The 24,141-nt window shown below is 37.9% G+C and carries 13 protein-coding genes; all 13 read right to left on the bottom strand.

What is annotated here, in order from left to right:
• Positions 1 to 26: 26 nt before the first annotated feature.
• The 13 genes from JF259_RS10475 to JF259_RS10415 all read right to left on the bottom strand — a co-directional run bounded on the left by JF259_RS10475 (position 27) and on the right by JF259_RS10415 (position 24,133).
• Positions 27 to 1,496: a sulfatase gene (locus tag JF259_RS10475; protein WP_199115275.1), complete on the bottom strand. Its 1,470-nt coding sequence runs from the start codon at positions 1,494 to 1,496 to the stop codon at positions 27 to 29.
• A 27-nt stretch (positions 1,497 to 1,523) separates the two neighbouring features.
• On the bottom strand, positions 1,524 to 3,203 hold the full coding sequence (locus JF259_RS10470) for a sulfatase-like hydrolase/transferase (RefSeq protein ID WP_199115274.1): 1,680 nt from the start codon (positions 3,201 to 3,203) through the stop codon (positions 1,524 to 1,526).
• A 9-nt stretch (positions 3,204 to 3,212) separates the two neighbouring features.
• Positions 3,213 to 4,055, bottom strand: coding sequence for an alpha/beta hydrolase (locus JF259_RS10465; protein ID WP_199115273.1), 843 nt, complete (start codon positions 4,053 to 4,055; stop codon positions 3,213 to 3,215).
• 8 nt (positions 4,056 to 4,063) lie between these two features.
• Positions 4,064 to 5,491, bottom strand: a complete 1,428-nt coding sequence (locus JF259_RS10460) for a sulfatase (protein ID WP_199115272.1) — start codon at positions 5,489 to 5,491, stop codon at positions 4,064 to 4,066.
• Positions 5,488 to 6,588: an endo-1,4-beta-xylanase gene (locus tag JF259_RS10455; RefSeq protein WP_199115271.1), complete on the bottom strand. Its 1,101-nt coding sequence runs from the start codon at positions 6,586 to 6,588 to the stop codon at positions 5,488 to 5,490. Before JF259_RS10455 ends, JF259_RS10460 begins: the two co-directional genes overlap by 4 nt.
• Position 6,589: 1 nt before the next feature.
• Positions 6,590 to 8,020: a sulfatase gene (locus JF259_RS10450; RefSeq protein ID WP_199115270.1), complete on the bottom strand. Its 1,431-nt coding sequence runs from the start codon at positions 8,018 to 8,020 to the stop codon at positions 6,590 to 6,592.
• A 43-nt stretch (positions 8,021 to 8,063) separates the two neighbouring features.
• A complete protein-coding gene (locus JF259_RS10445; protein ID WP_199115269.1) occupies positions 8,064 to 9,635 on the bottom strand; it encodes a sulfatase in 1,572 nt (523 codons plus the stop codon).
• A complete protein-coding gene (locus tag JF259_RS10440; protein ID WP_199115268.1) occupies positions 9,622 to 11,277 on the bottom strand; it encodes a sulfatase family protein in 1,656 nt (551 codons plus the stop codon). The genes JF259_RS10445 and JF259_RS10440 overlap by 14 nt, the downstream gene beginning before the upstream one ends.
• A 4-nt stretch (positions 11,278 to 11,281) precedes the next feature.
• On the bottom strand, positions 11,282 to 13,654 hold the full coding sequence (locus JF259_RS10435; RefSeq protein WP_199115267.1) for a glycoside hydrolase family 3 N-terminal domain-containing protein: 2,373 nt from the start codon (positions 13,652 to 13,654) through the stop codon (positions 11,282 to 11,284).
• 8 nt (positions 13,655 to 13,662) lie between these two features.
• Positions 13,663 to 15,345 carry a RagB/SusD family nutrient uptake outer membrane protein gene (locus JF259_RS10430; RefSeq protein ID WP_199115266.1) on the bottom strand — a complete coding sequence of 561 codons (1,683 nt, stop codon included), beginning with the start codon at positions 15,343 to 15,345 and terminating at the stop codon, positions 13,663 to 13,665.
• A 12-nt stretch (positions 15,346 to 15,357) separates the two neighbouring features.
• Positions 15,358 to 18,534: a SusC/RagA family TonB-linked outer membrane protein gene (locus JF259_RS10425; protein ID WP_199115265.1), complete on the bottom strand. Its 3,177-nt coding sequence runs from the start codon at positions 18,532 to 18,534 to the stop codon at positions 15,358 to 15,360.
• 214 nt (positions 18,535 to 18,748) lie between these two features.
• Positions 18,749 to 22,564 carry a hybrid sensor histidine kinase/response regulator transcription factor gene (locus JF259_RS10420; protein WP_199115264.1) on the bottom strand — a complete coding sequence of 1,272 codons (3,816 nt, stop codon included), beginning with the start codon at positions 22,562 to 22,564 and terminating at the stop codon, positions 18,749 to 18,751.
• Between the two features lie 378 nt (positions 22,565 to 22,942).
• A complete protein-coding gene (locus tag JF259_RS10415; protein WP_199115263.1) occupies positions 22,943 to 24,133 on the bottom strand; it encodes a DUF1501 domain-containing protein in 1,191 nt (396 codons plus the stop codon).
• Between the last annotated feature and the right edge of the window lie 8 nt (positions 24,134 to 24,141).

Below are 24,141 nucleotides of genomic sequence, written 5' to 3'. Positions count from 1 at the left end.
AACCATTACGACCATATAGCAATAGTTTAATCGCCTGTGATGTTGCTTTTGTAATTTGTATGTAAAATGCTATGTAATCGCGTGACCACAGACTTATATTCGGGATAACGCACCACATTTTCGTTTTCATCCATATCGTTTCTATGGTCATACAACATCGAGTCAATGACACTATCATCCTTGCTATTGATGTACTCTGTATAACAATAATCTTTTGTTTTTATGGTAAAACCGTTCCCTTTCTTAATTAAAATATGGTCTTTACCTCTTTGTTCGGGATGGTTTAATACGGGCACCAAACTTTGACCAGACAATTGCTCTTTTGGAGGCTCTAAACCGCAAAGCTCGGATAAGGTTGGATAGATATCAACCAGTTCGGTTAAGGCATGCGTAACGCCCCCTTTTATCTTAAATCTTGGATCATATATTATTAGTGGCACCCGGGTTGAAGTGGTATAATTAGTAAACTTAGCCCATTGGGTATGTTCCTGTAAATTATAGCCATGATCTGCTACCAATACCACGATGGTATTAGTATCAAGCTCCTGCACTTTTAATTCTTCCAGGATATTTCCAATAAGAGCATCCACATAGCTCACTGTTGCATAGTAACCGTGAATAAGATCTATGGCTAGCGAATCGCTCACCTGTCCCGTTTTCGGAATGTTAGAATAGGCTCTCATTTCCGGCCAATTGCTAATAGACATTTTAGGTGCATTTTTCGGAACGTAATTATTATAGGGTTGTTTAATACTATCCCTATTATAATAATCCCAATATGTTTTAGGGGCATTAAACGGTAAGTGGTTACTAATAAAACCAGCTGTCAAAAGGAATGGCTTTTCACTTCCCTTCAACCTCCTAATATCGCGAATTACCTTTTGGGCAAGCCTTCCATCAATATAAACCGAATCAGTCACCTTGGCATTTTCATAGGCCGGACCTGTATTGGTTTTCATATATATATCTTTATTGACAGGCTCCTGATAGTCTTTCCATAGCGATTGCCAGTAATCGGTCGGCGATAGTCCTTGATTGTTGGCATCAAAGGCATAAGGACGCCAGACCTCATCCCAGTCGGTTTCTCTGTCGTCTAAGTGATGGTAAATTTTGCCATTTGAAATGGTTGTATAACCGTGTTGCCTAAACAATTGAGGCAGTGTAATGGCCTGTGGTGTTTCCTTTTCTACAAATGTATTATAGTCGAGAAATCTATTTTTTGTGGGTAACATCCCCGTTAACATACTGGCTCTTGAAGCCCCGCAAACAGGCACATTGCAATACGCATTATCAAACTGGATGCCCATTGAAGCCAACTTGTCCATATTTGGCGAATGGATCTTATCCCTTCCATAGGTTCCTAACTCTGGACGCAGATCATCCATTAACAGTAATAAAACATTCGGTTTTATTTGTTCCGGAATCTTATTAGAGCAGTTAATATTAGCACAAGCCACGCACAATAACACAAGTAAGGCCAAACCTGGTCGAAACATATTATGTTTGTAATTTAAGGGGTTATTTTATTGCATTTGAAATACATCAATTTTACTCTCTATATACCCAATGCGCTGAGCCATAGCATAAACCGTTTGCCCTTTTTCAACAGAAAACGGCTCTGTATATAGTTTCCATTTACTATTGAAATCAAAATGTTCATTAGGATTGTCTGAAACCATATAAGCTATGGATGCGCCTCTGGTTGCACATGAAAGTGATACGGTTTTACCCTGAGACATTTCAATTACGTTAACCGTGACAGACTTAGTAATAGGTTGTTCAAAATCGGGCCACATCGTATTGATAAGCTGTGATTCCGGTATTAATCCAAGATCCGGCCGGTTAGTCATTTGGTCCTTTAGTGCCTGACGCATGGTTTTAAGTATGGAACCATAGACCGGATCATCAGCCAAATTTTCGATATTATACGGGTCATTGATACAATCGTACAGTTCTTCATTTGTTTTTGTTTCAAACCACAGGTGTTGGATAGAATCTAATTTCCTTTCATCTCTCAATCTTAAGAAAGTTGACATCATAGGTATCTGCTTTCTATACCCAACATCCTTGTATTTGATTAATTCAGGATAATCATTTCTCAGGTATAAAAATTGTTTATTCCTTATGGCTCTTATTCTATCTGTGTACTCATCAAACCTATCTGATGTTCCTAAAATATAATCTCTTTTATCAACCTGACATGCTCCTAAGAATGCTTTTCCTTCCATATAATCAGGAGGCTTAATACCAGCCAGACTCAACACAGTTGGCGCCAGATCCACAAAAGAGATCATACGATCCGTGCGACCGCTTTTGGTTTTTATCCCTTTAACCATAAACGGCACTTTTAACCCAGAATCATAAATTTCGCGTTTTTGTCTTGGCAACGGTCCGCCGTGATCACTATAAAAGAAAATAATGGTATTATCATACAGCCCGTCCTCTTTTAGTTGTTTGATAAAAGCACCTACTTCGGCATCCATTAATTCAATATTGCTGTAATGCCTCGCGACGGTTTCGCGAGTAGCGTCATTATCCGGAAAATAAGGCGGTACAGGAACGGTTTTCGGATCAACGGTTAAAGGTAGATCGCTTTTTTTCCATAGCTGACTTTCGTGCGTAGTGCCGATGTTAAAAACCGAAAAAAATGGTTTATCCTTTGGTGCCTGCCTCCAATGTGCTTTACTATTATTTTCGTCCCAGGCAGTGACAGGAGCTGCGAACTGATAATCGGTCTTTTGATTATTCGTACAGTAGTAACCTGCAGCGCGCATATATTCGGTAAAACACTTCACATATTCAGGAATAACAGCGGCATACTGTCGAATCGGATTTCCTGAAATATCATTTCTATCTACATGGTCTGCATAAGAACGGTTTCCCCAAGACATGACATCCTGCCCAGTTCGCATATGCATGGTGCCAATACTGGTTGGATACATACCTGTAATTATAGAAGAACGGGTTGGCGCACATACACCAACAACGGCAAAGGCATTATCAAAGACAAGACTTTCCTTAGCCAGCTTATCCAGATTAGGGGTTTTAGCTGTTTGATCACCATAAAATGACAGTGTCGGACTAATATCTTCTGTAACGATCCATAGTATGTTCGGTTGCTTTTTTAATTCTACTTTTTTCTCCTGGGATTGACAGGATATTAAGGTCATTAAGCTAACCAATAGATATATATGCTTTATCATTTTATACAATTAAATTGTTGGTTCTCCTTTTAAGTAACCCAATGACACCAAAAAAGCATCTACTTTCCTTAAAGTATCAATGAAATAATCGCCCTTATTAAAGAATGCATGTTCTGCTCCTTCATATAAAAACAGGTCGCATCTGCTCCCAACAGTTTTCATTTTATTTTCGTAAAGTCTGGATGATGCTACTGGAGTCGTTTTATCTTTTGTCCCAAAAAACACGATGGTTGGCGGAGCACCTTTGGTTACATTATGTAATGGTGAAATTTCAATGTAACGTCCATTCATTCTGGCATATCCAAATCCATTTTTACTATTGTCGTACACAGGATTAAATAATATCAGAGCGTTGGGTTTAGAGCTTATACTCAAGTCTTCACATGGACCTTCCAAACCGTCTATATTCCCGCATGCAGCAGCTAAATGTCCACCCGCCGATCCGCCGCCTGAGGCTATCATATTTGGATTAACAGATAGATCTTTAGCATGTTTTCTCACATATCGAATGGCCGATTTTGCGTCTTCAACAGCATCAAAAGGTGTGGTTCCATGAATATTTTTAAGCCTATAATCCGCAGAAATGGCGATCATACCCCTAGAAGCCAAGTATCTCGACTGCCTTTGAAAGGCTTTATAATTACCTCCATTCCACCCACCGCCATGAAAAAACACAATGCAATTATACATCTTGTTTTTATTGAAATTTAGGGGTTTATAAATATGCAAATTGAGTTTAACCGTATCTATCGATTTATATGTTATGGTTTCTGGTTGTATCTCTGAAATGAAAGATTGTCCATGTGTTGTATATCCCAATATACTTATGCAAACAATTAAAAACACTCTCATAATTTATATTATTTAAATTTAGCTTTCCAGTCGTTTAGATTATTCAACAATGTCTGGGCTAGTTTTGTTTTTTTATTAATCAAATTGTTAGATTCTGAAGGGTCTTCAGCTATGTCATACAACTCTACTCTTCCTTCTTCATACCAATTAATTAATTTGTAATCCCCTACTCTTATCGCAGAAGACTTTGTGTCCCCTGTATTGATCGGGCGTGCCTTTGAGGAATGCCAAAATACAGTTCTGTTATTCCATTGCGCTTTATTCTTGAGTACAGGAAGAAAGCTTTTACCATCTGTCTGTAAAGATTTCCCTGAAATCATATCGAGTAAAGTAGGGAATACATCCATTAGCATGACAATTGATTTATTGTCTATTCCCGGCCGAAAGTGATCTTTCCATTTTACAAACAATGGCACTCTAATACCGCCGTCGTACAACCAGCCCTTACCAGCCCGAAGCGGATAATTTGATGTTGCTAATTGACGCTTGTTAGTACCGTCATTCGACAGGCCTCCATGGTCCGACGAAAATACCACAATGGTTTTTTCTTCTAACCCCAATGTTTTTAGAAGCTGAAGTAACCGCCCTACATTAGCATCCATATTTTCCACCATAGCAGCATAAGTGGCATTATCCTGACGCATTTTGGTACGACCGGTTCCTTCCAAAATGTATTCAGGCTGATCACCATAATCGAAGGCATTGATTTCTTTTCTGTTGCGTTTAATATCGTCTTCTTTGGCTTCCAATGGCTGATGTACGGCATAAAAGGCCAACATTGCCATAAAAGGTTTGCTTTTATCCCTTTCTTGTATATATTCAATAACTTGATTTGTCAGTACATCTGTGAGATAATCACCTTCTTTACTAATCTCTTCTAAATCCTTGATAGGTGCTTTTTTGTTAATCCCTTTGTGTTTTGGTGTGTTAAATGGGTAAATAAAACTAATTGGAGAGCCCGCATGTCCTGCCGCAATACTGGTGTTAAACCCTAAGTCTTTAGGGTCTTCTCCTAAATGCCACTTACCAAAGTAAGCCGTTTGATAGCCTGCCGCATTGATGTGCTTAATGAAATTTTTATTATTGGGGATATTGGCCATCTCAAAACCATCATCCGGTACATCCCTATTCTGAACGGGGTAATTCCCTGTCATCATAGCAAAACGAGACGGTACGCAACGGGGATAATTGGCATAGGCATTGGTAAACCTAACGGATTGGTTTGCTAATGCATCGATATGAGGGGTTTGGTAAATTTTTGAACCATTAAGACTTAAATCGTGATATCCTAAATCGTCTACATGAATAATTAAGACATTCGGTTTTTGATTATTGATTTGTTTGTACGCAGGTTTATTTGCCTTACAGGAAATAAAAATGATAGTGAGTAAAAACCCAAAAACATAACGACTTATTATTTGTTTTAAAGCTTTCATGGATTACTGGCCTTTAATGCCCTTTGGATACTAAAATAAGACGCAGTGGGTTGGAATTTTTTATTATAAATAGATTGGAAATCACCTGTTCCCTTCTTGTGTCTCACTCCCAAATCCCATAGATTAAGGGATACTTCTCCTTGTTTACTTTTCTCAATAAGCAAATCAACTATTTTATCATATAATTTCTTTTGATTTTCCCGTTCGGTCTTTAATTCTTTTTTGAATTTGTCTTTTACAAGATAATCCAACTCTGTAACATGGAAAGCCAAATCATTTGCATGTGCCCAATCAATTAAATTAGCCATTTTTTGGATGGTAATATCCATATTATCAATAAAGTCCTGTTTCTTGGCTCCTAACTGAATATGTCCTTGCCAACCTATACCATCTACTCGATAGCCTTTAGATCGTAAATAGAATATGGTTTCTTTGACTTTATCCCATAATGTATCTTCCATTCCTGCATTTTGATTGTAAACTAATTTAATATTTGGAGCATATCTAGTAGCAAGTGCAAAGGCTTTCAAGATGTAAAGCGGATAACCATTTTCATCAAACCCCATTTTTAGCCAAGGGTTCTCCCATTGATCCACCCCCTCTTTAGGGCCAAACCAATCACCATTAGCTAATATAGTTTCATTAACAACATCCATATATTTAATACACTTTTCTACATTAAATCTTTTGGAAATAGCCAACATATACGCTTCCATGTTTTTTGTAAGTTCTTCGGCGGTTCTGTTATCAGCTTTGGCCCATTTTGATGCTTGTGGACTTACGGGTGAATGCATACGAACTATCAAATTGTTCTTATTGGCAAAATCAATAAATTCGTTGATTTTTTTCCAATTCCATTTACCTGGCTCTGGATGTATAGCACTTTGCTTGGCTGCATTGGCTGGTGTTAAGTACTTAAAATCCTTAAGAAATAGTTCTTCTTTTATCGTGTTTAGCTCTTCATAATTTAGTGTAGCACCAACAAGCAAATTACCTTGCTTTATCGACTTGTTAGAAGACTGCGCATAAAAATGCTTTGCATTAATTACAATTAGTATAAAAAAAACATAAAAAAAATATTCTCCAAATCCTTTCATTTTATTCCTTTTGCTTTATTTTTTCACATGTTTTATCTAAAATATTTAATCGTTCTGGAACCAAATAGTTTTTTTTCCAGTCTTTAAGTAATTCAAGCATTTGTGCCGCCTTCTCCGGTTCTTTATTTGAAAGATCATAAGCTTCGGACACATCGTCTTTTAGATTATATAGTTCAATTGCCTTACTGTCTAAAAACTGTATGAGTTTATAGTCTCCTGAGCGTACGGCTGCTGCCTTACTATCTCCTGTACTATGAGGTCTGGCCTTTCGGCTTATCCAAAATACCGTCCTGTCCGACCATGCGTCTTTACCTTCCAAAACCGATGCATAACTCTTACCATCTATTCCTTTCACTTCCTTCTGAATGGCTAAGTCCAGCAAGGTCGGAAACACATCCATTCCTAAAACAATAGATTCTTTTTCCTTACGAGGTTTTAATTTATCAGGCCATTTAATAAATAACGGCACTCTGATGCCGCCTTCATACAAATGCCCTTTACCCGCTTTTAATGGTAAATTGGTAGTAGCTAAATGACGCTCACCTGCATTGCCATCGTTAGACAAACCACCATGATCTGATGAAAACACAATAATCGTATTGTTATCTAGTCCCAGATCTTCTAAACATTTGAGCAGCTTGCCTACATTTTCATCCACATTTTCAACCATGCCTGCATAGGCCGGATCATCCTGACGCATCTTTCGGCGTCCGGTACCTTCTTTGATATATTCTGGCGTATCACCAAAATCGATAGTTTTTAATTGGGTCTTGTTTCGGGCTTCGTCTTCTGCTTTCGCTTCGATTGGGGTATGTACGGCATAGTATGCCAGAACGGCTAAAAAAGGTTGGTTTTTAGGGTTTTTCTTTATAAAACCTATCGTAGCCTCTGTTAACATATCGGAAGCATAATCACCCTTTTTGCCATCATCTTCAAGATCCTCTACCTGTTCCTTGTGTTTTTTTCCTTGTTTATTATAATTAAAAGGGTAAAATCTACTTCCTAACCCACCAGCTCTTCCCGCAGCGTAAGTGTTTTTAAAACCAAATGAATTTGGATGACTGTCACCATCTCCTAAATGCCATTTCCCAACATAAGAGGTATTGTATCCAGCTTTTACAAATTGTTTTATAAAATTCTTTTCTTCCGGAAGTCCTCCCAAATGCCCTTTATTTTCGTTTACAGGACAAGTACCTGTCATCATACCATATCGAGATGGTGTACAGCGGGGATAGCTACTATAGGCGTTGGTAAAGGTTACAGATGCTCCTGCCAACTTATCAATATTAGGCGTATTATACAATACGGATCCTGTGCAGCTTAGATCATGATATCCCAAATCGTCTGTATGGATAATGAGGATATTGGGTTTGTTTTGTGAAAAAACAAAAAACGAGACGCTGAAAGCAAGGAATAATGAAGCGTATTTCATCTATAATCTTAATTTAATATCTATATCTTAATACTTTTAGAGCTTATTGCTTGGTCAAATGTGATTTAAGTTTTGATTTCAACTCTCTAACAATGGCTTTATAGGCTTGTTCTTTTACATGATTTTTCGTCTCTAAAGTATCTAGCTCATAGTCGTAAAGTTCCCTCCCAATAATATTTTCATCCCTATAGGCCTTAAAACTTCTGTAATCATTATCATGCCATTCGGTATAACGATACCGATCCGTTCTAATACTATATCCCATACGTTTTCCTCTTGCATATTGATGGTAGGCATAATCCATAGGTATTGTAGTAACCGGATCATTGTCTAACAACGGAACTAGTGATTTCCCTTCGGTTTGGTTACTTTGCGGTACGTTGGCTAATTCAAAGACAGTAGGAAATAAATCCACTAAGTTTACTGGGTGGTGGTCTTTTATATTCTTTCCAACTCCTGGGCCTGCAAACATGAACGGAATACGTGTAGCCTGTTCAAAATTTGAATGTTTACACCATTCGGTGTGGTCTCCCAAATGCCAACCATGATCGCCCCAAAGTACAATGATAGTCTTATCCAAAATACCTTTGGTTTCTAAAGCATCCAGAAGTTTCCCTATTTGGGCATCTATATAAGAGGTGCAAGCCATATAACCGTGAATAAGCTCCCGCTGTTTTGCTTCGGGCAATTTATCCCCAATATTCAAATTGTTATCGATATCGCTAAAGGCCCTTAGCTCGCCAAACGAATGGTATGCTAACTTAGGGGTTCCCTCTGCCAACTCCTGAAATTTGGCCAGTTCTATTTTATCCCTGTCGTATAAGTCCCAGTATTTCTTGGGTGCTACAAACGGTAAGTGCGGTTTTTGATACCCCACGCCCAAGAACCATGGTTTTCCGGTAGCCTCCAAATCTTCTAACTGCTTGAGTGCTGTTTGCGTATAGAGTCCGTCCTGATAAGCTTCATCACTGACATTAGCATTCTCTGTACTAGGCTTTAAGCGTTTAAACACATAGGTACGAAGCTTACCTCCCCTTAAACCTTTGGCTTCACCCTCAGCCTGTAACAAAGTCATTTGCTTTTTAGTTTCCAGATCCTGATAATACTCGAATGCGGCATCCCCATATTTAGGATCGTAATTTTTAGGTAACTGATGAGGCTGACTCCAGCTTTTACCATCATGACCTGACGAAGAGGACCCCTTATGATAGATCTTACCAACAGCCGTTGTTTCGTACCCCTGTGATATCAGGTACTCGGGCATGGAGATCAAATCGGGAGCCGATTCTCTAAAATCGGTATGTAAATCCCAAACTCTTGTACGATCGGGATTGGTTCCTGTCATAACACTGGCCCGCGATGGCCCGCATACCGCATATTGTACATGCGCATTTGTAAAACTAATCCCGATTTTAGCTAATCGGTCGAAATTGGGCGTGATCATTTCCGAATGCCCATAATTAGATAGGAGTGGTTTTAGATCATCGACGGCTATAAATAGAATGTTCTTTTTATCCTTAGCTGATTTAGCGTCTGATGTCGTATTTGCTTGTTGCGCCTTACAGGTATAAAGCGCCAAACACATTATAATTGCCAGGTATTTAGTTATTCTCATTATTACCGTTTCTGTTTGTTAATACATCCTGCACTGAGGTTTCATCATCTTTTTTATCTACTATAGACCCAAAATCGGCATCCGTAATGGCTCTAAAATCGGCTAAAGGCCTATTATTTTCATACTTTATCATTAACGTTTTAAGTTCTTTTTTTAGTGAACCTATAACGTTGGCATACTGCGGATCATTAATTATATTATGCATTTGATGCGGATCTTTTTCCAAATCATATAATTCCCAAACATCAATATTATAATAAAAATGTGCCAAAGTGTACTTCTTCGTTCGAATACCATAATGTGGTTGTACATGGTGCCAATACGGAAATTCATAATAATGATAGTACATACCCTGCTGCCAGTCTTCCGGTGTATTGCCTTCCAATACAGGCTTAAAGCTTCGGCCTTGCATCTGTTGCGATGTTTTTATATTTGCTAGGTCAAGTAATGTGGGCGCAAAATCAATATTAGTGATGATGTCGCTATTAACACTTCCGGACTTAATAACCCCGGGGTATTTCATTATAAAAGGCATACGTAGGGATTCCTCATAAATAAACCGCTTATCAAAAAAGCCATGATCTCCCAGATAAAACCCTTGATCTGAGGTGAGTACAATAATGGTGTTATCTTCCAAATTATTAGCTTCAAGATACTTTAAAACACGCCCTATATTATCATCAACCGACTTAACACATGCCAGATAATCTTTAATATAGGTTTGGTATCGCCATTTTTTACCCTCTTCATCACCCATCCCTACCGGTTGTACCACTTCTCCGGGTTTTGCGCCGTAGAACGCCCAGGCAATTTTCTCCCTTCCGGTTAAGTTTTCGGGTTCTTTAAACTTCATATCACGACGGGAAAAATAATCCATGGTCATTTCGGTATCACCGGCAGTTAGCTCCCTACCGGCATAGTTGTCGTTAAAAGTCGTTGGATAAGGCATCTCCACATCTTCCCAAAGGTTTTCATATTTTTTATCGGGTTCCCAGGGACGATGGGGTGCTTTATACTGTAAGACCATCAAGAAAGGCGCCTCTTTTTTTCTTTCCTTGTCAAGCCAATTAAGCGCAAAATCAGTACTTAAATTAGTAGCATAACCTTTTTCTTTGACATCCACACCATTCTCGTTATAAACAGGATCCCAATAATGTCCTTGCTGACCAGCCGAATTATGGTATTTAAATACGTTGAATCCTTTGGGTTCCGTTCCTAGATGCCATTTGCCAAATAAGCTTGTCTGGTATCCTTGTTTTTGAAATTCCTGTGGAAAGGTCCATTGACTGTCATCAAACTTCCCACCACTTTCATTTTTATAATACCCGTTTTTATTGCTGTAATTTCCAGTTAAAATAGCTGCCCTACTAGGACCACAGATAGCGTTAGTACACAAGACATCCTGAAATAGCATTCCTTCTTGTGCCAACTTATCAATGTTTGGTGTTGGAGCTATATCTTTATATATTCCTCCATAAGCACTAATAGCTTGCGTGGCTAGATCATCTGCCATGATATAGATAACATTAGGGCGTTCTTCACTCAGCCCTTCTGTTCTATTATTTTCAACAACTTTATTTGATTCCTTGCACCCAAATACAAGCAACACACAGGCTAAAACGATATATATTGTCTTCTTCATTCTCTTATTTATTTTTATCAATGACAATAGCCTCTTTAACAGAAACGATAGCGGTTTTAAGATCTTTATCTCTTGAAGAGTTACCTGTCATAATGGTAAAATCACCTGGCTCTACTATAAAATTGTAATCATGGTCATACATGGCCAGACTTTCAGTAGTTATATCTATAGTTACTGTTTTTGATTCTCCGGGTTCCAGTGCCACACGTTTATATCCCTTTAATTCTTTTACCGGTCTGGTAAACGAACTAATATTATCCCGTATATACAGTTGCACCACTTCTTCTCCCGCAATCTCACCTGTATTAACCACATTTACACTTACTGTGATATTATCGTCTATTCCTGAAAAAGTTTCCTTGGAAAGACTAGGCTTGGAAAATTCAAACGTGGTATAACTCAAACCAAAACCAAAGGGATGTAAAGGCACTTTCTTTTCGGTATTGTACTTATGAATATAGGCTGTTGGTTTATGATTGTAAACCATCTGTAACTGCCCCACACTGCGAGGAATGGTTAACGGCAATTTACCTGATGGGTTCACCACACCAAAAATAACCTCAGCTGTAGCCTGTCCTGCAAAAGCACCGCTCTCCCATGTATTGACCACCGCTGAAGCTCGTTGCTCTAGCCAAGGTTCTGCTATGGGACTACCACTTACATATACTATAATGACAGGTTTACCTTGTTCCAGAATCTTATCGGTCAGTTTCATTTGGTTACCAGATAGCCTCAATGTGGCCCTGTCTATATTTTCTCCTGTTGTTTTCCGTTTCCAATCATGTCGAAATGAGTTTTCTCCTAAAGCCAACACACAAATATCTGCCTGCTTAGCCATTTGGGCGGCTTTTTCGATATTAGCTTCGGTAATTTCCTTAGATCGATCTCCAGAATCAAAATAATCTATTCTATAACCTTTTTTCTCACCTAGTGCAGTAACTCCTTCAAGCATGGTTATAATATTATCTTCAGGTTGTGGTGACACCCAGTCTCCCAAAGTAGTTTGGTTATTGGCATTAGGTCCTGTTATAAAAATGGTCTTACCTTTTCCGTTCGCTGATAAAGGCAGGAAATGGTCTTTGTTCGTTTGTAGTACAATGGAGCGTCTTGCTTGTTCCAATGCTATTTTTTGATGGGTTTCCGAAAAATTAATCGCTTTCGCTTTTTCGACATCCACAAAAGGGTTTTCAAACAGTCCCAACTTGAATTTAGCTTCTAAAATCTTACGACATGCATACTCCACCCGAGATTTATCCACCTTTCCTTCGTTAACCAGTTCAATTAACAGGGTATCGAAAACGGGGCCATGCATATTCATATCCATGCCTGCATTTACCGAAAATTCGATGGCCTGTTTGAAATCTTTGGCCACATGGTGCCAAATAGCGATTCTGGATATATCATTCCAGTCACTTACATAAAACCCCTTGAATCCCCAACGGTCACGCATCAGATCGTTCATCATAAACTTATCCATATGACCGGGCATTCCTGCTACTTCATTATGAGCGGCCATAATAGAAAACACATTGGCTTCCTGTACTGCTCTACGATAAGGTGGTAAAAAAATCTCAAATAAAGTACGTTTAGACACATCAGTTGGTGATGCATTTAATCCGTTAATTGAAGAACTTCCCGCAATAAGGTGTTTAGCACAAGTAATAACTGAATCGTCTCCAGTAAAATCATCAGATTGCAACCCCTTAATAGTGGCTATTCCCATGTTACCCACCAAATAAGGATCTTCTCCAAAGGTCTCCCCCGTTCTTCCCCAACGAGGATCCCTTAACACATCAATATTTGGTGTAAAGGACCAATGCATGCCATTGGCTCGCATCTCCAAAGCGGTTTGCCTGCTTCCTTCTTTTATGAGATTATCGTCAAATGTGGCTGCCTGACTTATTGGTGAGGGGTAAATAGTTGATCCACTTACCAAACCATTGCCATGAATAGCATCAATACCTATTAACAAGGGTATTTTTAAAGGTGCTTCTTGAGCCAGCTTTTGCAATGCATTTGCTTCCTCTGGAGTTACCACATGCAAAAACGACCCTATTTTCCCTTCTTTCGTAAGTTCTGCAACATCCTTACTAAGCATTCCTGGATAAAATCCTAAGGCATCATTTTTTTCCAAATCGGCTGCAGTAATATTGTTTTCTGCATGCTTCATATGCTCCAGTCCAACATATTGACACATCTGATATACCTTATCTTCTAAGGTCATACGTGACATCAGGTCTTCTATTCTTTCTTCTACAGAAACTGAAGCATCCAAATAAATAGGATGTTCATTATCAGACACCTCATTAATACCTTCCTTGCAGGAAAATGTAAACAACAATAATCCTGAAACAAGTACACGATTCATATACTTCATAAAGCTGACTATTCGTTTATTAAATTATTTCCAGATAGTTCAGACAACGGTATAGGTAAGAGCATCTCAGACTCAATATTATCGAAAATAAAATCTCTATTGCCTTCCGAAGTATAAAAATTTACTGCTGCATTATGATGATCGACTTGTTCTTGAAAACGCCCTAGACCACGTCTTCTCATATCAAACCATTCATGCCCTTCACCATTCAACTCATACTCCCGTTCTTTCATAATACGCTCTCTAAAAGTTTCCTGATCGGGTACTGAGGTAGCATCCCAATCTGCTGGCTCTTGTGTATTACCCGTACTTGTATTCCTCGCTCTAGACAATACCTGGTTAACGAAAGCATACGCTGTAGATGGCCCATTAATCTCATTTTCAACCTCTGCTCTTAATAGTAACACATCTGCATAACGCATCATGATGTGGTTCTTAATGGTAGTAGTTCCATTGTATGTTAAGTCCTTATATTTATTAAGATGTGCATAAGCGTTATTACCCTTATTAACACGGGGAAATATGTTTACATTCCGGTTATTATTCGTTCTGGTGTAATTATTATAAATGTAAGTCTCGTTTATCCTTGGGTCTGCAATAGCATCATCCAAGGTGATTATGTTAGATGCTTTCCCTGCCGGAATAAAGTCTGCTCCTGAATAATCGATGCCTGAGTATTGTATAACATGGTCACTGAACATTTCTTTGTTCGGACGGATACGACCAAATGTGGTGGTTCCTTCTGCAACTATCGGATGATTCGCCAGCACCACATCCCTAATGATATCGTTTGTCCTAGTTGCTCCTGTATTACCATACTGTAATTCAAAAATAGATTCCGAGGTATTTCTGCTACTCACGCCTTCCTTAAACAAGTCGGCATAGGTATTGGTAAGTTCGTAACCTCCATTAGCAATTACAAAATCCAATTCAGTTTTTGCTTCTTGCCAGAAATCAGAGATATTAGCGGCTGAAATTTCGGATTCCGTTACGGAATTAAATCCTGTGGGTTGTACGGAAGCGTCATTCTCTCCTGCCAGTGTTATGTATACTTTAGCCAAATATGCATTTGCAGCATATTTCAATGGTCTGCCTGACATATATTCTCCCCTATCGGGTAAAAGTGTCGTCGCCTTTTTTAAGTCGTCTATAATAAGATTGTAAAGTTCCTCTTTGCTGCTTTTGGCTATATGAATGTCATCTTTGGTTGTAGGCTTTAATCGAATAGGAACTTCCTCAAACATTCTAACCAGATCGAAATACACCACGGCTCTCATGAAATATGCCTGCCCCAGACTTGTTGCTTCATTCTTTAATCCACTACCTTCAACATTAATAATTACTAAATTGATCTGATTAATGGTTTGCCACATACCAGCCCAAAGCTTATCAAGATTGATGTTGGTATTGGTTACATCCAACTTATTTGCATCATCGTTAGCCCCTTGTTTTGACTGGTATTTACCAGAGTGTGGCCATAATAACAAGCGCATTCTCGCACCGTAGTAATCGTATCCCTGTAATTGGGCGTACATCCCATTAATGGCGGTTTCAACCCCTTCTTCGGTAGAAAAAACCTGTACTTCAGAAAATTTATTTTCCGGAAGATCAACCAACTGGTCTTCACAACTTATAAAAGAAGCTGTTACAAGTAGTACAAACAATCCTATTATTTTATTATAGTTTTTCATAGTTCTTAATTTTTAAAATGTAACATTTAAACCGACAGTGAATGTTCTTTGATTAGGAAAGGATCCTGAATCAATACCAGCGCGTAATGGATCGTAAGCAAAGCTGTTTACCTCGGGATCAAACCCGGAGTAATCTGTTAGCAACCATAAGTTTTGGCCTGAAAGTGTTAACTTCATACTATCGATAAAATTGATATCTTTAACAGGAATATTATAACCTAGTGTGACATAACTTAATCTTAAAAAACCGCCATCTTCTACCATTCTATCATTAAAGTCTGTGGTATAATTAACACCTAAACCACCAACTCCCACGTAAGGGTAATTACCGTTGGGATTGTTGACCGGATGAAACGCATCGGTATAAGCAATGGTTTGTACATTTTTTGTTAAATGATTCGCATATCCTAACTCAAATAAGTTCGCATTGGCAATATTATTCCCATATACCCCATTAAAGAGAAAGCTTAAAGAAAGATTCTTGTATTCAAATGAAGAGCCAAAAGCATAAGTAAAATCAGGATTCGGATTTCCAATAATAGTCTTATCTGCATCGGTGATATCGCCATCACCATTCTGATCCACAAAATACACGTCACCAACTCTAAGGTCGGTACCTCCATATTTTAATGGTTCTCCACTAGCCGTATTGATCAGATCTGCATCAGATCTTATGATACCCCTTGTTTCAAGCCCATAAAAGAGTCCGATTTCTTCATCTTCAATAAAAATATTCGCCGGTTGCTTAAAGTGTGTTCCTCCCGAAACATTGTTTCCCACAAAGGCTACAACATCTCCTAGGGCACCATATCTTTGAGCCGGCGTACCTATAGTAACAACCTTACTCTTGTTTAAAGATATGTTTCCAAAAACATTCCATTTGGTATTCTCATTACTAATTATGTCACCACTTAAAGAAACTTCTACGCCCCTATTCTCTATATCTCCCTGATTGGCTGTTATGAAACTAAAGCCAGCTGTAGGTCCAACCGGAACGCGTAGTAACAGATCTGAGCTTGTTTTAAGATAGGTATCAACCGTACCTGTTAAGCGCTCATTAAAGAATCCAAAATCCAGACCGGCATTGTATTGCACAGCAGACTCCCATACCAAATCGGGATTGGCCAGGTTTTGTGGTACTACAGCGATTAAAGAGCCATTACCATCTGCATCGGCCAAAGCCTCTTCTGTTCTTCCAAATGGTGTTAAAAAGCTGTAAGAAGGTATGTTTTGGTTACCTACCTCACCGTAACCTAATCTAAGTTTTAGATTCGAAATGGTTTTTTGATTCCTTAGGAACGGTTCATTTATTGCCTGCCAGGCAAAAGAGAAGGCCGGGAAATATCCCCACCGGTTTCCTTCGGCAAACTTACTACTTCCGTCTGCCCTAAAGGTTCCTGTAAACAAATATCGGTTGAACAATGTATAATTTAGACGGCCTATATAAGACAAGATCGTTGGATATTCACTATCAAGGATCAAAGGTGTATTTACTCCTGCAAATGATATACCATCAGCTCGCAGTGATTTGTCTGCAAAATCGGAAGCAGAATAGCGTGTCTTTTGTATGCTTGTCTTATCTATAAGATAACCAACAGTAGCATTCACTTTATGATTCTTGTTAAAAGTCTTTCTGTACATTAAAGTATTATCAATGTTATAACGGAATCTGTTTAATGTTCCAATACCTGCTATACCATTCGGTGCTGCTCCTTTAAATAGGGCTGTCCCGTACCAAAAACTTCGTTCCTTTTTTCTGTAATCTCCTCCAAAACGGAACCGGTAGGTAAGTGATTTCGATATTTTGTAATCCAGATTCAACGATCCCAATAATCGTATTTCAGTGGCATCGTCGTCATAATCGCTTGCCCAAGCTCTTGGTCCATCCAACAGGTCTTCCACATCACCATTATCCAAATTGTTCTCTGAAAAGTTTAAAATAGGTGCAGCCAACAAGACCTGACGTACCATACTGGTATTTGTACTTCCGTTTTCATCTGTTCCTTTGGATGAATTCAATTCGGTATAAGTTGTTGCTATTTTGGCTGTTAATGTTATGCGGTCTGTAAGATCCTGATTTATATTTAAATTAAAATCAATGGATTCGGCCAAGGCATTAGGAAAGGATCCCTGGTTACTAAGCATCCCTCCGGAGATATAGTAACTTCCTTTATCGCCGCCTCCAGAAATGGACAATCTATTTCTTTTTATGATAGGGTTTCTATAGGTATCCTCTCCCCAATGCACCCCTTCTATTTGAGTTGGTGTGTCACCAGTGGTAAAAATCGTCCCATTGGGGTTGATCGTATAACGTAGCTCTTGTCCCAAGGTCTCCCTTATATCGTTTTGATAGTTGGCATAACTTTCGGTATCCAACACGTCAATATCCCTAACAACACTTCCTGTGCTTACGGAACTGGTGAAATTAAATTTAGCTTTACCTTTTTTACCTTTTTTACCTTTTTTAGTCGTTATGATTATAACACCATTGGCTGCTCTAGAACCATAGATAGCCGTTGCAGAAGCATCTTTCAACACTTCAACGCTTTCAATATCCTGAGGGTTAATCCCAGAAATCCCCCCTTGCTGTGAAGCATAACCACTAATCGGATTGTCGGTATCTTCAGTAGCCGTATCCATAATAATACCATCAACCACATACAAAGGTTCCGAGTTTCCAGTTAAACTACTTGTTCCACGAATCTTTATGGATACCGATGCCCCTGGTTCGGAGCCATTGGCACTTACCTGCACCCCAGCTGCGCGTCCTCTTATAAGGTTCTCTATTCCATTGGATTGTTCTGCTACTTCCGCTGTCGGTTTGATAGAGGTTACGGCTCCTGTTAGATCCTTTTTATTGACTGATCCGTATCCGATAACCACTACTTCATCCAAGGTCTCCTGATCTGATTCTAAAATGATATTGACCGTCGTTTGATTTGTTATGGTTATCTCTTGAGATACAAATCCCAAAAAACTAACTTTTAAAACTGCTGGTGTTGTATTCACATCAATTGTAAAAGTGCCATCAAAATCTGTAACAGCCCCCTTAGTCGTTCCTTTAATAATAATTGAAGCTCCTGGTAACGGTAGGTTTTGATCATCGGTGACCGTACCCTTTAATGTTTGTTGAGCCAAAAGAACAACAGGCATTAAAAATAGAATTAGTAAAAATTTAATCTGTTTCATGTCAATGCTTAAATTAGTTTTGATTAGTTATTGCTAAGTTATCCAACAACCATTTTCAAGTGGTATCAAAAAACATCACAAAAGGTTTGATAATCATCAAAATGCTAAAAATCAATTAATTAAATAAATTATTCCTACCTTATTTAATGTAAAAATGCCGCATTATTTTTTATGATCTACAAACCGAAAGTCAAAAACAGTGTATTTAGTAGATCTAATTTTGCTTAAGACTATCTAAAAATCCACTGGGGGTCATTTTATAAAACTTCTTAAAAGAAGTACTAAAATATTTGGGATTTGAAAAACCGGAGCGATAGGCTACTTCTTTAATACTACACTCGCCTTCGATTAAAAGTTTTTTAGCAAATTTTAGTTTGGTATGAATGATAAAATCCTGAGGTGATAAATCGACAAGGTTTTTTAGTTTCATGTATAAGGAGGTTCTGCTCATACTGAAACAACCGGACAGGTCGTGTACGGAAAAAGATTCGTTCTCAATATTTTCGATAACCGTATTCTCTAAATTCTCGAGAAATTCCTGATCGTTCTTATTTCGAAATAATAAGGCATTATCGGTTTCATTGTCATGGATATATTTTTCACGAAGTTGTTTCTGCCACTTCAACGTATTGATCATTTTAGCCAATAGGAACTTAATATCTATTGGTTTTTCAATGTATTCGGATATGCCGGTTTCAATGCTTTCCAGCTTTTGTGCTGAATTTTGCAAGACGGTTAGCATGAATACAGGGATATGGTTAAGATTGATATCTTCCTTTAGCCTCCTGGCCATTTGCATACCGTCCATTTCAGGCATGATCAGGTCTGTTAAAATCATATCTGGAAAAACCTGTAACGCCATGTCAAGTCCTTCTTTACCGTTACTTGCTTCGAACACCTGAAAATATACGCCTAAGGTATTCACCAATACCTCCCGTAATTCGTCATTATCCTCTACTACTAATATCTTGCTATCACTAAATGCATCCAATTCTGAGCGATCTTCCGTCTCTACTTCTAATTCCTTAACAGTGCTGTCCTTAGAAAATATTTTTTTATCGTACTCAAATTTTAAGTTTTTCAATACTACTCTAAATGTGGTTCCTTTATTCTCTTCACTCGAGAAACTTATAGAGCCTCCAGTTTTTTCCAAAAGCTTTTTAATCATCATTAGACCTAAACCTGTCCCTGGGCGCTGACTGTTAATGACATTTCTAGCCCGGTAATAACGTTTAAGTATAAACTTTTGTTGATCTTTTGGAATACCAATACCTTCGTCCATGACCTCAATCCTTAATTCTCGCATATTCGTTTTCGTAAGATTGATAATTATTCTCCCGTTTTCTAAAGAATATTTTATGGCATTGGAAATAAGATTTAGAATAATTTTGTCTAAAATATCCTTATCAAAATAGAACGAGGAGCCTTCCCACTCGTTATTTACTATAATCTTTAAATTATTCTGACTTGTTAAAGGCTCAAAGTTATTAATGCGTTTCTTGATATAACTATCGAGGTTGATCTCGGAAATGTCTATAGAAAGATTATCTTCTGAAGTTACTTTTTGGAAGTTTAGCATCTGTTCAAAAAGCGAGTTAATGCGTTTAACTGTGGTCTTTATCCTTTTCTTCGAATCTTCGGCAGTTCCTACATGCTCCGTAATATTATCTAAAGAGGATATTAAAATGGTTAAAGGTGTTTTTATTTCGTGGGTAATGTTATTAAAGAAATTTATCTGTTCATCGGCATTCTTTTTCTTTACAATAACACTGGTAAAATGAACTATAGTCAGTATTATTAGTACCAAACCAATTGCGTAAAGCACGAAAGCCGTGTTAGTAGCCCACCAAGGCGACAAAACCGTTATCGCTATATTTCTTTCTTCTCCTGGAATACCATATTTATTAAAGGCTTTTACTCTAAATGTGTACGTATCTGGGCTCAAATTAGTATAGGCCGCATAATTTGACAATCCCGGCTCCGACCAGTCGCTGTCGAACCCTTCTAACTTGTAAGCATATTTAATTTTAGACGATGCATTGTGCTGTATACCCGTAAAATCAATTTCTACAGAATTTTCACTATGTTTTAAAATAACTGCATCGGTTACATTAATATGCTTTTTTAAAGGTCCTTCTCCCGGTTTTACTGACTTATTAAATAATTTAAAGGCATCAAAAACAATCTTCGGCTTATAGTTATCTCCCTTAATAGCATTTGGATTAAACAGCGTAACCCCATTAACTCCTCCAAAAGCAAACAAGCTGTCTGTAAGCTTTCTATAACTTCCATAATTGAATTCCGTACTGGCCAAACCATCGCCTTTACTATCAAAAACATTGATTATAGTATCGTTCTTCTTAAATACAACATTTACCAGCCCTTTGGTTGTACTCGCCCAAATACTAGAATCGGAAGCAGTTATAACACCCTGAACAATATCCGAAGGCATTCCCGAATACATGGTTAGTTTACTAACGGTTTCGTTTTTCGGATTATAGAACACCAATCCCTCTCCATTGGTAGCAAGAACCAACTGATTCGTATTTATTTCGGCAACGCCATTAACCGTAGAATATGCCAATGTATCAACTCCTGGTTCCAAGGGCTCTATTAACCCAAACACTTTGGTTTCATGATTGATCTTATATACACCAAACCTTCCTGAGACCAATATATCTGCGCCTTCGGTTTCACAAATCGATCTTACATTCTGAATGGGATACGATTCTATTGTATTCGTGCCGTTTATTACAGATAGATTCCCTTCAATGCCTCCTACCCAAATGTTACCTTTCGAATCCTTATGAACCGCATATACTTTTTTTACCAGATCGGCATCCTCAACAAAATCAGGATTAAAATCCACACTTTGAAGGGTATTAATATTTATCTTAAATAGCCCATGGTTATAAGTCCCAACCCACATAAATGCATTATCGGGCTCAAGGGCCATAACAATATCCTGTATTTCCTGTTTTTGTTTTGATAAATTAGGAATATGAGACCATTTATTGGTTTTTCTATGCCATACACTCACTCCCTTTTTGGTTCCAAACCACAAGTTTTTATTAGCATCTTCGGCTATGGCCTTTGTGAAATTGGAAACAATACTGTTCTTATCATTAAAGCGATGTTGAATATTTGTAAATGGTAACCGATTAGAATCAAAATAATTGATCCCGCCACCATAGGTTGCAATCCATAAAATATTTTCTTCACCCAATAAAATATCATAAATACCATTACTTGATAAGGCATTCTGATTGTTGGCGTCTTCTTTAAAATGACCAATAACCGAATAGGCAGCATCCATCTGATATAAACCACTCCCATCGGTCGCAATATAAATACCTTGTGATTTGTTTTTTATAACATCTGTTATGGGGTACTGGATCTTTACCTTTAAATGTATTGGAATGGCTTCCTTTAGACCAGCATCTAACCTAAAAAGAGCTCCCGTTTTGGTTCCAACAATAACGTCGTTGTCTACAGTGGTAATAAGGCTAATATTACTCTGATCCTTATCAATGTTGATCTCTTGTAATGTATCGTCGTTAGGGCTATATACAAACAGTCCTTTGTTGGTTCCGAAAATAACCCTGTCGTAGTAAGGCTTTACAGCCTGAATATTAGTAACGCTAATCGTTTTAACCAACTCCTTTGAAAGGCCATCTACATTATATTTCCATACGCCATGATAGCCTCCAACCCAAATATTGCCCTGGTTATCCTCTGTTATACTATTAATTAAAGAAGGATTTATGTCTCCATTACTTTTAACGGACTTGAACACATCGAGGTTAGCATCATAAACACATACTCCCCTTTCAAGTCCTATCCAAACCTGCTGCTTTGAATCGACAAATATTTCGGTCGTTCGGTTATTAAACAGTTCCGGCAAACCGTTGTAGGTATTATATATTCTATAGAACTTTGAATTGTGTTTTAAAACACCTTCTTCCGAAGCAATCCATAGGTTACCAATAGTATCCTGAGCCACTGCATAGGTAATACTTTGTGTGGACACGTTCTCGCCTTTTAACAGCTGAAAAACAACATTACTTTGTGAAAAAGAAGCATTGAAAATCAAGAAGCTAATGAAGCACCATATGGATATTCTAACATTCAATATTGCTATTGTTAATTTTGATTTAAGTCTAAATTTAACAAAAACAGCATACACTCTTTTATTCTGTATCAATAATTTTCAAATTTGAGCATATACAGCATGTCCGTTAGTGAAGACAAATCCAACAAACAAGTTAATTAACTTACCTTAACTTTGATTTCGTCATGAATCGCTAACAGGTCTTAATACAAAGCTAAGTAGTAATATCCGAAAAGAGGTTTGCTAATGGTTTGTTCTAGGGTAACAAATCGTCAAATACAAGACTGAAGCAGTACTTTAAATGAATTTTAACTTGCTAAAAGATTTATTAAGTATGCTTTGATCGTTCACTTCTAGCCATCTATCCAAAATGGTGGCATAAACCGATCTAAAATCAATACTGTACTGCACATCGCCGTTGGTATCTAAATGTAAAAGATCGGGATCTTCGTTATAAAATCCCGGCTTATTGAGGTGCTTCCCAATAATGAAAATATTATTGGCAGCACCGTGATCGGTACCAATAGCCGCATTTTGTTTTAATCGGCGACCAAACTCCGAAAAGGTTAAGATTAAAGTATCTTTAAACGTATTGTTCTGTTCCAGATCTTCTATAAACACTTCTATACCTGAGCTAAACACATCTAACAACCTGCTTTGCTTGTTCAATTGACCGGCATGGGTATCAAAGCCCCCCATAGAAACATAATAGACTTTACTATGCAACCCCGAATTAATAAACTCTGCGGTTGTTTTTAACTGGTTTCCAAAAGGATTATTAGGATATTCCTGACTGGTTTTAAATGTTCTCGAGGTCTCATAAATATATTTAGCTGACGATTTAGCCGCTATCATGGTTTTATATAAATATCCCAAATTATGCTCGCTTAAATGCGTATCTGTCTGAGATGCCAGTATTCTTTCGAAATACGGAGTTCTCGTGTTATTATACAGAATAGCTGGGTTCTTAGTGGCTATTCCGTTAAGTTTTTCTCCCTTTAATATCAATGAAAGGCTGTCATCTATCTCAATTCCTCCATAATTGTGTTTCTCATAAAGATCCAAATAGCGCCCCATCCAGCCGGTAGTAAGATATTCATTATGATCACTGGCAGTTTGCCAAATATCTGTCGATCTAAAATGCGAGCGGTTTGGATTTGGGTATCCAACATTATTTATAACTGTAAGATAGCCCTTGTCGTATATCCTTTTTAGTGGTAACAGCTTATTATGAAACCCCAAGTCATCAGTAACCTTTATAAGCTGTTGCTTTGGAATGGCTATTTGTGGTCGGTTTTTATAATAAATATCGTTGGTGTATGGAATAATGGTATTTAGCCCGTCGTTACCTCCTGCCAATTGGATAATAACCAACTTTTTATGTCCCATTACCTGACTCGTAACAGACTCAAAAGCCTTAACAAAACTTGGCACCAAACACAAACTGCTTACCAGAGTAGCATGTTTAATAAAATCACGTCGTTTCATAATTGTAT

Origin of the sequence: Snuella sedimenti (assembly GCF_016428595.1) — a bacterium.
GTDB lineage: Bacteria > Bacteroidota > Bacteroidia > Flavobacteriales > Flavobacteriaceae > Snuella > Snuella sedimenti.
Note: the sequence above shows the minus strand (reverse complement) of the source record. Positions and strands in the feature narration are given on the sequence as shown.